The organism is Amycolatopsis pittospori (assembly GCF_013870525.1).
In the GTDB taxonomy this organism is placed as follows: Bacteria; Actinomycetota; Actinomycetes; order Mycobacteriales; family Pseudonocardiaceae; genus Amycolatopsis; species Amycolatopsis pittospori.
Map to the genome: position 1 here is coordinate 1 of NZ_JACBXD010000064.1, position 13,379 is coordinate 13,379.

The following is a 13,379-nucleotide window of genomic DNA, read 5'->3' on the forward strand; positions in this document are numbered from 1 at the left end:
CAACCCAGAGACCTAGAACGCGCTTAGGCCTTAGAGACCCGCAGGGTGATCTGGTCGCCCCCCGAACTCACGGCGACCAGATCCACCCGGCAGGCGGCGAACTCGACGGACTGCCTGCCCCCACGTCCGGTGGAGGCGAGTTCCGCCGTCGTCCGCTCACCGCGTCCGGGTTCGGCCAGGGTCAGCTCGACCACGGCCTCTCCTTCCCAGACGCAGACCATGCCCGCACCGCAGCGGGAATCGGACACGAGCTTGGCGAACCGGACACTGACGTCCTTCGACGCGACCTCGGCCGTGTCACCGGCCTTGAGGACGACGGTCTTCCCCAGCTCAACCGCGGGCTTCTCGACAGGCTTTTCGACCGGCTTCCCCGCGGGCTTCTCGGCGGGCTGGACCACCGACGCGGGCGCTGCCGCAGCGGGTTGTTCCCGCGCGGCGGAGCTGCCGGCCCCGCAGGCCAAGCCGAGCAGGGCGCAGAGGACGACGAGCAGCTTCTTGGTGTCCACGAATCCTTGACGGAACGGAGCCCCCGGTCCGTTGCATCGGTCCCTCAGTTGATCTCCGCGCGTGCTATGAACGGCTCGTTACTTGCAAAATTTGCAAGTAACGAGCCGTTCATAGCACGACGCAAGAGGCTCCAGGGCCAGGTCAGTCCTCGTCCGGCAGCTCGCCGCCGTTGGCGTCGCCGCCGCCGCGGATCATGAACAGCACCGACTCCAGTTCCTCGGGCTTGATCAGCACGTCGCGTGCCTTCGAGCCTTCGGACGGCCCGACGACGCCGCGGCTTTCCAGCAGGTCCATCAGGCGTCCGGCCTTGGCGAACCCGACGCGCAGCTTCCGCTGCAGCATCGAGGTCGAGCCGAACTGCGAGGTGACGATGAGCTCGGCGGCCTGCAGCAGGACGTCGAGGTCGTCGCCGATGTCGGAGTCGATCTCCTTCTTCTCGCCGGCCTTCGCCGCGGTGACGCCGTCCTGGTAGTCCGGCTGCGCCTGTTCCTTCGCGAAGTTCACCACCGAGGCGATCTCTTCGTCGCCGACGAAGGCGCCCTGGATACGGACGGGTTTCCCGGCGCCCATCGGCAGGTACAGCGCGTCACCCATACCGATGAGCTTCTCCGCGCCCGGCTGATCGAGGATGACCCGCGAGTCGGTGAGAGAGGACGTCGCGAACGCGAGCCGCGAGGGCACGTTGGTCTTGATCAGGCCGGTCACGACGTCGACCGACGGACGCTGGGTGGCCAGCACCAGGTGGATACCGGCGGCACGCGCCTTCTGGGTGATCCGGACGATCGCGTCCTCGACGTCACGCGGGGCGGTCATCATCAGGTCGGCGAGCTCGTCGACGATCGCCATGATGTACGGATACGGCGCGTAGACGCGCTCGCTGCCGGGCGGCGCGGTGATCTCGCCCGAGCGCACCTTCTTGTTGTAGTCGTCGATGTGCCGGACCTTGTTGACCTGCATGTCCTGGTACCGCTGCTCCATCTCCTCCACCAGCCAGGCCAGCGCGGCGGCGGCCTTCTTCGGCTGGGTGATGATGGGCGTGATCAGGTGCGGGATCCCCTCGTACGGGGTCAGCTCGACCATCTTCGGGTCGATCAGGATCATCCGGCACTCGTCGGGCGTCGCCCGCGCGAGCAGCGACACCAGCATCGAGTTCACGAAGCTCGACTTACCGGAACCGGTGGACCCCGCCACCAGCAGGTGCGGCATCTTCGTCAGGTTCGCGGTGACGAAATGGCCCTCGATGTCCTTGCCGAGCCCGATGACCATCGGGTGGTTGTCCTTGACCGTCGACGGTGCGCGCAGCACGTCGCCGAGACGCACCATCTCGCGGTCGGAGTTCGGCACCTCGATACCGACCGCGGACTTACCCGGGATCGGCGCCAGCAGGCGCACGTTGTCGGTCGCCACGGCGTAGGCGATGTTCTTGGTCAGCGCGGTGATCTTCTCGACCTTCACACCCGGGCCGAGTTCGACCTCGTACCGGGTGACCGTCGGGCCCCGGGTGAACCCGGTGACCTGCGCGTCGACGTTGAACTGCTCCAACACGCCGGTGATCGCCTCGATCATGGCGTCGTTGGCCTTGCTGCGGGATTTCGGCGCGTCGCCGAGTTTCAGCAGGTCCGGCGGCGGGAGCTTGTAGTCGCCTTCCACGGTCCTGGTGACCGCGAGCGGCGCCTCCGCCTTCTTCGGCTTCTTCTCCTCGACCGGCTTCACAGCGGGCTTCGGAGGGCGAAGCGGCGTCGGTGCCTCCGCCAGCGCGGCCTCGATGTCGAGCTGCTCGGCCGCGTTGTCACCGGTCCCCTGACGGCGCCGCGACGGCTTCCGCAGACGCACCGACTTCGGGTCGGCCTCGGTGACGGCGTCGCGTTCGTCGTGGATGGCCTTGCGCTCGGCCTCGGCCTCTTCGATCTCCTCGGGGTCGAGACCCCAGTTGCGCAGGCGATGCGGGATCTCGCGGACCGGCGTGCCGGTGAAAACGAGCGTGCCGAACAGCAGCGCCAGCACCAGCAGCGGCACCGCGACCCAGGTGGTGACCCCCATGGTCAGCAGGCCGCCGGAGAACGCGCCGATCACCCCACCGGCGTACATCCGGCCGTCGTTGGTCTCGGGCAGCGCGGTGAAGATGTGCAGCAGGCCGAGGACGGACAGGAGCACCAGGAGCGTGCCGATGACCATCCGGGGCCGGGCCTCGGGCACCGGTTCGGAACGCATCAGCGCGACGGCCACCACGGTGAGCACCAGCGGCAACGTCACCGCGCCGGCACCGAGCACCGACCTGGTGGCGACCTCGACCCAGCCGCCGATCGGCCCCGCCGCCCGCCACCAGACACCGAACGCGATCACCAGCGCCAGCGCGATCAGGCCGAGCGCGAGGCCGTCGCGACGGTGTTCCGGTTCGAGCTCACGGCCGCGGCCGACCGTCCTCGCCAGGGTGCCGAGCCCCTTCGCGAGCAGGTTCCAGGTGCCGCGCACGCCCTTCGCGAACGTGCCGGACGACTTCTTCCTGGCCGCCGGGCGCCGTGGAGCGGGCTTCCTCGCGGCCGTTGACCTGGGCTTCGCCGGGGTACGTGGCTTTCGCGCCGGCCCCTTGCTGCCGCCGCTTCGTGCCGTACTCCGCTTCCTGGTCGTCGACCCGCTAGCCATATCTCCAAGGTAACCGCAACGGCCCTTCAGTCCCGGGTGCCACTCGGAGCACATCCGGAACATTCGTCTCAGGTCACAGCTTGAGCGGCCATCCGGGTGAAAGCGGGGTCATGACATGCTCTGCCCCATGTTCGCGCTGCATCAGGATGAGAATTCGGCTCGCCGCGCCCCGGCCATCTGGCGCACGATGCTGAACATCGACCGGGGGCTGGTCAACTTCGTCGGGAAACTCACCGTGACCGGCCGGGTCCCGGCGGAGCTTCGCAGGAAGCCACTGCTCATGACCGCCAACCACATCGGCGTCTTCGACGCGTTCGTGCTGATGGCGGCCTGTAAACGGATCGGGATCAACCCGCGGTTCATGCTGGCGGGCGGCATCCTCGACGCGCCGGTCATCGGCCCGGCGCTGCGGGTCAGCGGCCACCTGCGGGTCGACCGCAAGGAGTCGTCGACGGCCATCGGCCAGTTCGCCGAGGCCACCGAGGCCCTGCGCACCACCCGCGACCCGCTCATCGTCTACCCCGAGGGCCGGATCAGCCACGATCCCGGTCTGTGGCCCGAACGGGGCAAGACCGGCGCCGCGCGGCTCGCGCTGGCCGCCGGCGTACCGGTGATCCCGATCAGCCAGTGGGGCGCGCACGAAGCCGTCTACTGGGGGACGGAGACCGTCAACGGTCCCGCCGACCTGGTACCGCTCGCGAAGTCCGGGCTGAGCGCGCCCATGCGGCGTCCCCGTTTCCAGGTGCATTTCGGCGACCCGGTGGACCTGTCGGACGTCGAGCCGGAGCGACCGGGCGCCGGTGTCCGCGCGCACGCCAAGATCATGCAGGCCATCACGGACGGGCTGGTGCCGCTGCGCCGCGGCGAACTGGACAAGCCCCGGTTCCACGACCCGACGCGGCCGACCGACACCGTCAGTCCCTGGAAGAAGCACTGAGTTCCGGATCCTGAGACGGGTGCTCACGTTCGCCTAGTGTCGCGGACGTGAGCACCCGCATCCTCGTCGTCTACTACAGCGCGACGGGCAATACCGCGAAACTGGCTTCGGCGCTGGCCGACGGCGCCCGCGAGACCGAAGCCGAAGTCCGCGTCCGCACGGTTCCCGAAACCGCCCCTCCTGGGGCCGTGGCGAGCAATCCGCGCTGGCAGGCCTGGGTGGACGCGGGCCCGCACCACGAACTGGCGACCCTCGACGACCTGGAGTGGGCGGACGGCTTCGCGGCCGGGAGCCCGACCCGCTTCGGCGGGCCCGCCGCCCAGCTGAAGTCCTTTTTGGACAGCTCCGGTGGCCTGTGGGCCAAGGGAAAGCTGGTGAACAAGGTGGCGACGTCGTTCACCACCGCGTCGACCGCGCACGGCGGCCTCGAATCGACCGTCCTGGCGACGAACAACATCTTCTATCACTGGGGTGCCATCGTCCTGCCGCTCGGCTACACCGATCCGCACCTGCTCGAATCCGGCAATCCGTACGGCGGCTCGTTCGTCTCGCGCAAGTCCGCCGAACCCGACGATCTCGCCCTCGACGCGCTACGTCTGCAGGGGCGCCGTCTCGCGACCGTCTCCCGCTACGTTGCCGACGGTCTCTTCAAGGACGGTTAAGGGAACCGCGCGCCCTTCTCCTGCGTCGTAGTGTGGTCACACAGCGTCACGTTGCGGGGAGGAAGCGGGATGACCGGCTTCGAGGTGGTCCTGGAGACGATCGGCGCCGCGTCAGGCGCGGCTCAACGGGCTTCGGACGACGTCGGGCAGGTGAAACTCGCGGCCACCCTGGCCGGTGTCGCGACAGGCATGCCGGGTGGCACGTCCGGCGAGGCGGCGCGGCTGCTCGCGGATGCCTGGGGCCGCGCGGTGCCAGGCTGGGCGAAGAACGCTTCGGAGTACTCCGGGCAACTCGGCGAAGCCGCCGCCCGCTACCGCTCGAACGAGCTGGCGGCGTCCCGGGAACTCCCCGTCTGATGCTCACCTGGGGCGACGTACGCCGATGGGACCCGGCCGCGATCGGCGCGGTCGCCGACGCGCTGAACGACGGCTGCACCCGGATCATCGCCGCGAACGACGACGTCGAGGCCATGGCCCGCTTCCCCGGCTGGACCGGCGAGGCCGCCACGGCCGCGTCGACGCGGGGTGAATCGCTGACCTCCACCCTGGAACGACTCGTGGCCGAGGCGTCCGCCGTCCGGCGGGGCGCGCACGAGGTGCAGATCGCGCTGGACCGGATCGTCGCGTTCGTGCGCGAGACCGACGAACTCGCTTCCCGGAACGGCCTGACCATCGGTTCCGGCGGGGAGATCACGTCTTCCGGTGGGCCTCCGGGGCCCGAGCAGCCGCGCGTGATGGCGGAACTCGCCGACCGGATCGAGCAGATCCTGCGCCGCGCCACCGACGTCGACGCCGACTTCGCGGCCATCATGCGGCGAGCCCTCCGAGGCGAGATCACCGAACAGGGCTCCGGCACCCTCGCCCAAGCCGCCGACGACGGATCCGCGCAAAGCGGCCTGTCGATCATCGGCCCGCCGGAGAACGGCTCCCCCGGCGACAACAAGGCATGGTGGGACAGCCTCTCGGACACCGCGAAAGTCGCTCTGCTGCAAGGGAATCCGGGACTTGTCGGCAATCTCGACGGTATCCCGGCCACCGACCGCGACGCCGCCAACCGCGCCGTCCTCGCCCAGGAGATCGCGCGGCTGCAAGGAGATCCCCGCGTCAAGGGTCTGGAAGCCATCTCGCGGCGGCTGGACCAGCCGGAACCTCAAGCGTTCCTGCTCGGCTTGGACACCGGCGGTGACGGGAAGGCGATCGTGTCGGCGGGGAATCCGGACACGGCGGTGAACGTGGCGACGTACGTGCCGGGGACCGGGTCGGAGCTCAGCAAGATCGGCGGCGACCTCAACCGTTCGGACAAGATGTGGGCCGTGGCGACGACCGCCGGCTCCCCTTCGACCGCCGTCATCACCTGGCTCGGCTACGACGCCCCGGACGGGATCACCGACGCCGCGAGCGAGAAGTACGCCGATGGAGGCAAGGCGGCACTCGCCCAATTCCAGGACGGGCTGCGGGAAACGCATCAGGGGTCACCGTCGCACAACACGGTGCTGGGCCACAGCTACGGCACCACCGTCGTCGGCCACGCGGCCCGCGACGGCGGCCTCGCGGCGGACGAACTCGTTTTCGTGGCCAGCCCCGGCGTCGGCGTGCACGACGTGAGCCAGTTGCATCTCGATGGAGTGGATCCGGGCGAGACCGGCGAACACGTCCACGCGACGGTGGCCGAACACGACATGATCAATCTGGCGAATCTGGAGGTCGCCGGGTACGACCTGGTACTCGGGCAGGACCCGACCGACGCGGACTTCGGCGGGCAGGTGTTCACGTCGGCGCCGGGCACGGACGGGTTCGGCGGGTACAGCCAGGAAGCGCACAGTGAGTACTGGGAGGACAACAATCCCTCGCTGCGGAATATCGGCCTGATCGTCGCGGGCAAGCCCGCCTCATGAGGCTCCCGGTCCTGGCCGCCCTTCTCCTACTCTTGTCGGCCTGCTCCCCCGGAGGTGGAGACGCCATGAAACCGACCATCACCGAACACCAGGCGCGAGAAAAGGTCGAGCAGTACATCCAGGGCACGCTCTCGGCGCTGCCCGGCTCCGCGCGGCTGAAACCGTTCACCCGGAACCGATCCGAGTGCACCGACCCGACGGACGACGGCCCCCAAGGTCGCTTCGAGATCTCGGCGACCTACGAGGTGACCGGTCTCGATGTCGCGGACTTCGCGGAGTATTTCGACGCCGTCGTCCAGTGGTGGTCCGCCCACGACTTCAAGGTCCTGACGGATTCGCGGCCCAAGGACCAGTACGTGTTCGTGCGCAACAACGCGGACGCCTTCGACATGTCCGTCCAGGCGAACGATCTGGGCAAGTTCTACGTCGGCGCGACCTCGCCTTGCGTCTGGCCGAACGGCACACCCGAACCCCAAGCCCTCGAAGCCACCGAACCCGAACAGCCCGTCGCCGCACCCCCGCCGGCGCCGGTTCGCAAGCCGCGACGCGCCCCCGTCGACGACGAGGACTTCGCCCAGACCGACTGGACCGACGGCGGCACCTCCTACTGAGCCGAGGTCTCGAGCGGACTTTCCATGGTGGGCCCGAAGTGGGTTCGTGTGGCTACCGTCGCCGGCGCAGGGGTGGTGTGGTCGGCCCGGTCACGGCCGGTTTCGGAGGGTCGTGAGTGGTAAGGACGGTTAGAACCGTCCTTACCACTCACGAGCCGCCAAATCCATCCGCTGGGAAAACGGGTCGCCCCGCTCCCGCCGGACCTCTACCCTCCGGCCGTGACCGCCGAACTCGCCGCCCCCACCCAGCATGTCGCGCATCGCGGCCGGGGCATCGTGCTCATCCTGCTCGCCGCGCTCTTCTTCGGGACGTCGGGTGTGCTGGGAAAACCGGCGATGCAGGCGGGGTTGTCGCCGGAGCAGGTCGCGGCGATCCGGATCGGGCTGTCGGCGATCGTGTTGCTCGCGTTGGTCGCGGTCTTCCGGCCGAAGCTGCTCAAAGTGACGAAGCGCGAGTGGCCGCTGCTGCTGGCGTACGGCTCGCTCGGTGTGGCCGGCGTCCAGCTCATGTACTTCCTCGCGGCGGGCCGGATCCCGGTGGGCATCGCGATTCTGCTCGAGTTCACCTCCCCGGTGCTGATCGCGCTGTGGGTGCGGTTCGTGCGGCGGGTCCACCTGCCGAGGGCGATGTGGGCGGGGATCGCGTTGGCGATGACCGGGCTCGTCCTGGTCGCGCAGGTCTGGGAGGGCCTGAGCCTGGACGTCGTCGGGTTGCTCGCGGGGCTGGGCGCGGCGGTCTGTTCGGCCGGGTACTTCCTGCTCGGGGAACGCGGCGTCGCGGACCGGGATCCGCTCGGCATGGTCACCTGGGGCATGACGATCGGCGCGGTCCTGGTGTGCGCGGTCGCTCCACCGTGGACGGTTCCCTGGGGTGTCGTCACTTCGCGGACGGCGTTCGGGCCGTGGCATCCGCCGGTGTGGCTGCTGCTGATCGCGCTCGTGCTGATCGCGACAGTGCTCGCGTACGCCACCGGGATGACGGCGTTGCGTCATCTTCCGGCGTCGGTGGCGAGCGTCGTGGGACTGGTGGAACCGTTGATCGCCGCGACCGCGGCCTGGCTGCTGCTGGGCGAGGCGCTCAGCTGGATCCAGGCGCTCGGGGCCGTGGTCCTGCTGAGCGGCGCCTACATCGTCCAGTTGAATTCGAACGTCGTCCAGACGGACTCAACCCTGCTGGAAGCCCCGTAGGTCGGTGATCTCCTGCTGCTGCGAACGCGACGTCGTGGCGGCTAGGTCCCGTGCGTCGGGGTTGCGGCCGTGCTGCGTCTCGGCGTCGGCGATGCGGACGCCGGCCTCGCGCTGCTTCTGCAGCCGCGTGACGAACTTCCGGTCGAAGTCCTTTCCGGACAGTCCGGCCAGTTCCGCCATGTCGCCGGGGGCGATGTAGCCGTCGCGCTGGATGTGTTCGAGGTTCGGATCGTCCGGCGCGGCCTGGCCCCAGGATTCGATGAGCGCGGAGAGCCGCGCGATCTCCGGTTCGTGTGTGTCGATGACGCGCTTCGCGAACGTCTTCAGTTCCGCGTTCTCGGCGCGCGTTTCGGCCAGGGAAGCCAGATCCACGCCCTGCTGGTGGTGCGCGAGGGCCTGCCGCGCGAACGCGACGTCGGCGTCGTTGAACGGAACGGCGGCCTGCTGCGCCAGCGGCGACGACCCGGGCGGCGCCGTCTGCGACTGGGGCGCCTCATCCGAGCAGCCGGTCAGCACGGCGGCCAGGACGACGGCAGGCAGGAACCGGAGGACGGCGTGCGGCATCGAAGAGCTCCTCGGAACGCGCGGTGGAGGTGCCTAGGTCATGTCCTGCAAGTCAAGTTCGCGGTCTCCGCGCCCAGGCGGCCCCTGACGGCCCGACCGAGTACGACCCGGTACGAGGCCGCACCGCCCGCACCGCCAGGAACCACCTGGATCACGAAGCCCATCGAACAGACTCGCAGGACACGACCTAGGTTCGCAGAGTCCACATCGGCCTGTTCACCGGGGGTTGCGCAAACACTTTTCCTCAAGCTCTCGCGGTGCGACAATCCCGCGATTCACCGCCACTGGCGTCAGGAGGTAACCGCGAATGGGCGCAGAAACCACCCCGGACCGGCAGACCGAGCGGGCGGGTCTGCGCCCGGAGCTGCGGCAACGCCACGTCCGGATGATCGCGCTGGGCGGCATCATCGGTGCGAGCCTGTTCATCGGCAGCGGCGCGGTCATCCACACCGTCGGCCCGGCCGCCGTCCTCTCCTATGCCATCGGCGGCCTGATCGTCGTGCTGGTGATGCGGATGCTCGGCGAGATGGCGACGGCCTCGCCGTCGCAGGGCTCGTTCATGGAGTACGCGCGCACGTCACTCGGCGGCTGGGCGGGCTTCACCGTCGGCTGGCTGTACTGGTACTTCTGGGTGGGCGTCGTCGCGTTCGAGGCGGTCGCCGGGGCGAAGATCCTGCAGACCTGGATTCCCGTTGTCCCGCAATGGATCTTCTCGCTCGTGCTGATGCTCCTGCTGACCGCGACCAACCTCGCCTCGGCCCGGTCGTTCGGGGAGACCGAGTTCTGGCTCGCATCGGTCAAGATCGCCACGATCGTGGTATTCCTGGTCGTCGGCGTCCTGTTCGTACTGGGGCTCTGGCCGGGCGGATCGTTCTCGGTCGGCAACATCGCACAGGACGGCTTCCTCGCCAACGGCCCGTTCTCGGTGGTGCACGGCGTGGTGATCGTGATCTTCTCCTACTTCGGCGCGGAAATCGTCACCATCGCCGCCGCCGAATCCCGCGAACCCGAAGCGGCGGTGCGCAAGGCGACGTCGTCGATCGTGTGGCGGGTGGTCCTGTTCTACGTCGGTTCGGTGACGCTGCTGGTGATGATCACCGGCTGGCGCGACATCCCGACCACGACGAGCCCGTTCGCCGCGGCGTTCGGCCGGTTCGGCATCCCCGCCGCTGAGACCGTGGTCAGCGCGGTGGTGCTCACAGCCGTGCTGTCGGTGCTGAATTCCGGGCTTTACACGGCTTCCCGCATGCTGTTCGCGTTGCGCGGCAACGGCTGGGCACCGAAATGGATCGCCGACACGAACCGGCGCGGTGTGCCGTGGAAGGCGATCCTGGTGTCCACTTCGGTCGGTTACGTCGCCGTGGTGATGAACTTCGTGTCCCCCGACAAGATCTTCTACTTCATCATCAACTCCGCCGGCGCCGTCGCGCTGTTCGTCTACGCGATCATCGCCGGTTCGCAGCTGCGGATGCGACGTCGGCTGGAAGCCGAAGCACCCGAACGGCTGAAGCTGCGCATGTGGGGCTATCCCTGGCTGAGCTGGCTGACCCTCGCCGGGACGCTGGCGGTCGTCGCGTCGATGCTGTTCGTGGACGACGACACCCGAGCCCAGCTGTACCTGAGCCTGATCAGCCTGGCGGTGATCCTCGCCGTCTACTTCATCCAGCGCCGGCGATCCGGCCGAGAGCCCCGTAGAACACCTCACTGATCTTCGCCGGATCACGGCTGAGGAAGGCCTGGCCGCCGGCCGGGGCGACGAGCTGATCGAGTTCGGCCTCGTCGGCGTCCGGGCCGATCCCGATGCCGATCAGCGGCACCGGACGGCGCTGGTCGCGCAGCTTTCCCAGCTCCGCCACCAGGTTCTCGCGGCTGATACCGCCGGGGTCGGTGTTGCGGCCGTCGGTCATCACGATGACCAGGTTCAGTTTCCCGGGCTCCCATTCCTTGCGTGCCAGGCGATAGATGTCGAGGACGCTGTCGTAGAGACCGGTCTGGCCGTCCGGGACCGCCCGGACGGCGCGCAGCTTGCCGACCGCCGCCAGCTGCTGCCCGACCGGCGCCATCGGCAGGATCTCCCGATAGTCGCGCTCACCGTCCACTTTGGTCGCAAAGGCCAGGAAACGCACCTGTGACGTGGGTTTGAACAGATGCAGCGCGTTCTCCGCCGCTTCCAGGGTGACCTGCAGCCGGGACTTCCCGGTGCCGGGGACAGGCGCGCTCATCGAACCGGAGACGTCGATGAGCACCTGCACCCGGGCGCTCGCGCTCACACCGGCCCATTGACTGAGCGCTTTGTCGACTTCGGCGGCGGCCGGGAATTCGGCGCTTCGCTGCCCTTGGACCGACAGACGTTGATCGGTTTCGGCCAGCCGCAAGGCCTGCCCGCCGGGAGCGCGCAGCCCCGCTCGCGCGATCGCCGCGGCGCTGGAACCGTTGAGCAGAGCCCGTTTCAGCTCGGCGACCGCACTCCCCTGCCTCGGCGTCGCGCCCGCGATCTCCACGAACGGATAATCCAGCGAGGGGGACGCGGGTGTGTACGCGGCGACCAAGGCGCCCCCGTCCGGCTTCGCGGAAAGATCGGAATTGTGCCGCAGTACCGCGTTCTCCGACGCGGGGAAAACGGTCAGTGGGGCGTCGTAGGTGTTGGCGGAGAACTTCCGGAGCAACGCAACGTACGCGGCGGCGGGATCCGAAGCGCCTTTGACGACGTCGCGCAGCGCCAGCAGCGCGGAAACGCCGACCGGATCCCGTGCCGGATCCGGCATCCCGGCGACGATCTTGTCACCACGCAGGACATCCAGCCAGGTCAGCGGCTTGTACGGCCAGCCGAGCCCTTTCGCGACCGGTTCCGTCACCGCGAGCACCACGGGCGAATTGGCCACGGACGGACCGGATTCGGGGACGCCGGCCGCACCGAGCTGGTGGGCTCGGCGCAGAAACAGCGTGGAGGACGGGATCCAGGCCTGCGGCCGGGACGCGTCGCCGGACAGCTCCTCCGCCATCTGAAGGGATTCGCGGGACTGGACGTCGATCGTGGCGCAGTCGAGTTCGACGTCGCGGGCGGCCTCGGCGATGGCGGGGGCGACGTCGGGCGACGCGGCGACGACCACCTTCGCCGGATCGCATTCGGGGACGGAGCGGGCCATGGCGACGGTCACCCAGGTGGCGGCACCGAGCACGGCCGCCAAGGCGAAGGCCAGCAGAGGGACCAGCACCCGTCTTCGGGTCCGGGCGGTGGAATGGCGTCCCATCGGCTCTCCCGGCATGGGGGCTCAGTGGCGTCCGAGGGTACGCCGCACCGGCCCCTAGGGGAAGGCTGCGACCTACGGCGTAGAAGAACCCCACCGTGGCGGGAGGTGCTCGAAAGCGCGCCGCGGAACACTTACCCCGTAAGGAAAATACTCGATACCGGGGGAATCCGTGATGAACCGGCCCACTCGCGCGGAACAGCGCAAAGCCCGCAACGCCCTGTTCGGTCAGGCGATCACGATCACTTTCGCTCTGCTGATGACGGTGGCCGTCCGTCGGCCTTCATCGGGATGAGCCGGGCTTGAGCGACCGGCGAATTCGCCCAAGGACGCCACGGCGACGGCCACGAGTGGGCGGCGTCGGGCTGTTCCACCCGCGCGTCCGTGAAATCGGCGCCTGTCTCGAACCGGGCGTCGGCGAACGTGGTCGTCCCGCTGAACAGCGCGCCGGCGAAGGTCGCGTAACTCGGGAACGACGCGGCACGGAAGTCGGTGTCGCCGGTGAAGCACGCCCTTTCGAAATTCACGGAGGGCGAGAACCGGGTCCGGCGGAAGTTCCCGCGGACGATCAGGCTGTCCTCGAGTTCGGCGCGTACGAGGAAGGTGTCCGCGAAATCGGGTTCGACGAGCACCGCGTCCCGCAGTCCCAGCTCCTCGACCTCCCAGAACTCGAAGGGTCTGGCCTCCCCCAAAGGCCACCTGAAGTGCCGCGTGAGAAACCTCTGCGCGGCGAGCCGGACTTCGAGTTCTGCCTCGTCTTCGACCGGGTATACGAAAGGTTTACGCAGGTAGGCGCAGATCAGCTCGACAACGTCTTGCCTGACGTCGGGTTCTTCGCGCCCGCAGCGTTCCAGGGCCGCGAAGCATTCGAGGCGCTCCGCGGCGTCCTCGCTCTCCATCATCTCGACGGCGTTTTCCCAGCGGTCCAGCCTGAGCCCTCGAGCCACCAACGCGGGCCGTTCGCGCCGGTCGCGGCGGACGCCCTCGATGTATATCCGGAGGAGGTAGATCGCCCCCACTCCGAGCGCCACACCCACCAGCGCGGCTACCACATGCACCCCCACCATCACCATGTGGTGATTATGCGCGAGAAGGCCCCTTCACTCGACTGAGTAAAGGGGCCT

The 13,379-nt window shown here is 68.7% G+C and carries 12 protein-coding genes; 7 read left to right on the forward strand and 5 right to left on the reverse strand.

The window, feature by feature from the left end; translation table 11 throughout:
• Positions 1 to 23 precede the first annotated feature (23 nt).
• Positions 24 to 506 carry a hypothetical protein gene (locus H5J31_RS28580; protein WP_181775757.1) on the reverse strand — a complete coding sequence of 161 codons (483 nt, stop codon included), beginning with the start codon at positions 504 to 506 and terminating at the stop codon, positions 24 to 26.
• A 142-nt stretch (positions 507 to 648) separates the two neighbouring features.
• A complete protein-coding gene (locus tag H5J31_RS28585; protein ID WP_207898940.1) occupies positions 649 to 3,150 on the reverse strand; it encodes a DNA translocase FtsK in 2,502 nt (833 codons plus the stop codon).
• Between the two features lie 127 nt (positions 3,151 to 3,277).
• On the opposite strand from H5J31_RS28585, the gene H5J31_RS28590 reads away from it, so the two are divergent.
• The 6 genes from H5J31_RS28590 (at position 3,278) to H5J31_RS28615 (ending at position 8,443) form a co-directional block, all read left to right on the forward strand.
• Positions 3,278 to 4,087, forward strand: a complete 810-nt coding sequence (locus tag H5J31_RS28590; RefSeq protein ID WP_181775759.1) for a lysophospholipid acyltransferase family protein — start codon at positions 3,278 to 3,280, stop codon at positions 4,085 to 4,087.
• 47 nt (positions 4,088 to 4,134) lie between these two features.
• Positions 4,135 to 4,749, forward strand: a complete 615-nt coding sequence (gene wrbA, locus H5J31_RS28595) for an NAD(P)H:quinone oxidoreductase (RefSeq protein ID WP_181775760.1) — start codon at positions 4,135 to 4,137, stop codon at positions 4,747 to 4,749.
• 69 nt (positions 4,750 to 4,818) lie between these two features.
• The gene (locus H5J31_RS28600) at positions 4,819 to 5,106 is read left to right on the forward strand and encodes a hypothetical protein (RefSeq protein ID WP_181775761.1); all 288 of its coding nucleotides are present in this window, start codon (positions 4,819 to 4,821) and stop codon (positions 5,104 to 5,106) included.
• Complete coding sequence (locus H5J31_RS28605) at positions 5,106 to 6,644, forward strand: alpha/beta hydrolase (RefSeq protein WP_181775762.1); 1,539 nt, start codon at positions 5,106 to 5,108, stop codon at positions 6,642 to 6,644. Before H5J31_RS28600 ends, H5J31_RS28605 begins: the two co-directional genes overlap by 1 nt.
• Before the next feature lie 65 nt (positions 6,645 to 6,709).
• Positions 6,710 to 7,255 (forward strand): hypothetical protein, encoded by a 546-nt coding sequence (locus H5J31_RS28610; protein WP_181775763.1) that lies wholly within the window; start codon positions 6,710 to 6,712, stop codon positions 7,253 to 7,255.
• 219 nt (positions 7,256 to 7,474) lie between these two features.
• On the forward strand, positions 7,475 to 8,443 hold the full coding sequence (locus H5J31_RS28615) for an EamA family transporter (protein WP_181775764.1): 969 nt from the start codon (positions 7,475 to 7,477) through the stop codon (positions 8,441 to 8,443).
• Here the strand turns inward: H5J31_RS28615 and H5J31_RS28620 are convergent.
• On the reverse strand, positions 8,420 to 9,007 hold the full coding sequence (locus tag H5J31_RS28620; protein WP_181775765.1) for a DUF305 domain-containing protein: 588 nt from the start codon (positions 9,005 to 9,007) through the stop codon (positions 8,420 to 8,422). The genes H5J31_RS28615 and H5J31_RS28620 overlap by 24 nt on opposite strands.
• A gap of 307 nt (positions 9,008 to 9,314) precedes the next feature.
• Here H5J31_RS28620 and H5J31_RS28625 point away from each other — a divergent pair, with 307 nt between their 5' ends.
• Entirely contained in the window at positions 9,315 to 10,715 is a 1,401-nt protein-coding gene (locus H5J31_RS28625; RefSeq protein ID WP_181775766.1) for an amino acid permease, read from the forward strand.
• Here H5J31_RS28625 and H5J31_RS28630 read toward each other — a convergent pair.
• Together H5J31_RS28630 and H5J31_RS28635 are read right to left on the reverse strand one after the other, a co-directional pair.
• Complete coding sequence (locus H5J31_RS28630; RefSeq protein WP_181775767.1) at positions 10,666 to 12,258, reverse strand: substrate-binding domain-containing protein; 1,593 nt, start codon at positions 12,256 to 12,258, stop codon at positions 10,666 to 10,668. The genes H5J31_RS28625 and H5J31_RS28630 overlap by 50 nt on opposite strands.
• A 239-nt stretch (positions 12,259 to 12,497) precedes the next feature.
• A complete protein-coding gene (locus H5J31_RS28635; protein ID WP_207898941.1) occupies positions 12,498 to 13,328 on the reverse strand; it encodes a pentapeptide repeat-containing protein in 831 nt (276 codons plus the stop codon).
• Positions 13,329 to 13,379: the final 51 nt, after the last annotated feature.

Excerpts from the sequence above, each read along its gene's own strand:
- H5J31_RS28585 (WP_207898940.1), bottom strand. The coding sequence starts at position 3,150 with ATGGCTAGCGGGTCGACGACCAGGAAGCGGAGTACGGCACGAAGCGGC.
- H5J31_RS28590 (WP_181775759.1), top strand. The coding sequence starts at position 3,278 with ATGTTCGCGCTGCATCAGGATGAGAATTCGGCTCGCCGCGCCCCGGCC.
- H5J31_RS28600 (WP_181775761.1), top strand. The coding sequence starts at position 4,819 with ATGACCGGCTTCGAGGTGGTCCTGGAGACGATCGGCGCCGCGTCAGGC.
- H5J31_RS28605 (WP_181775762.1), top strand. The coding sequence starts at position 5,106 with ATGCTCACCTGGGGCGACGTACGCCGATGGGACCCGGCCGCGATCGGC.
- H5J31_RS28610 (WP_181775763.1), top strand. The coding sequence starts at position 6,710 with ATGAAACCGACCATCACCGAACACCAGGCGCGAGAAAAGGTCGAGCAG.
- H5J31_RS28620 (WP_181775765.1), bottom strand. The coding sequence starts at position 9,007 with ATGCCGCACGCCGTCCTCCGGTTCCTGCCTGCCGTCGTCCTGGCCGCC.
- H5J31_RS28625 (WP_181775766.1), top strand. The coding sequence starts at position 9,315 with ATGGGCGCAGAAACCACCCCGGACCGGCAGACCGAGCGGGCGGGTCTG.
- H5J31_RS28630 (WP_181775767.1), bottom strand. The coding sequence starts at position 12,258 with ATGGGACGCCATTCCACCGCCCGGACCCGAAGACGGGTGCTGGTCCCT.
- H5J31_RS28635 (WP_207898941.1), bottom strand. The coding sequence starts at position 13,328 with ATGGTGATGGTGGGGGTGCATGTGGTAGCCGCGCTGGTGGGTGTGGCG.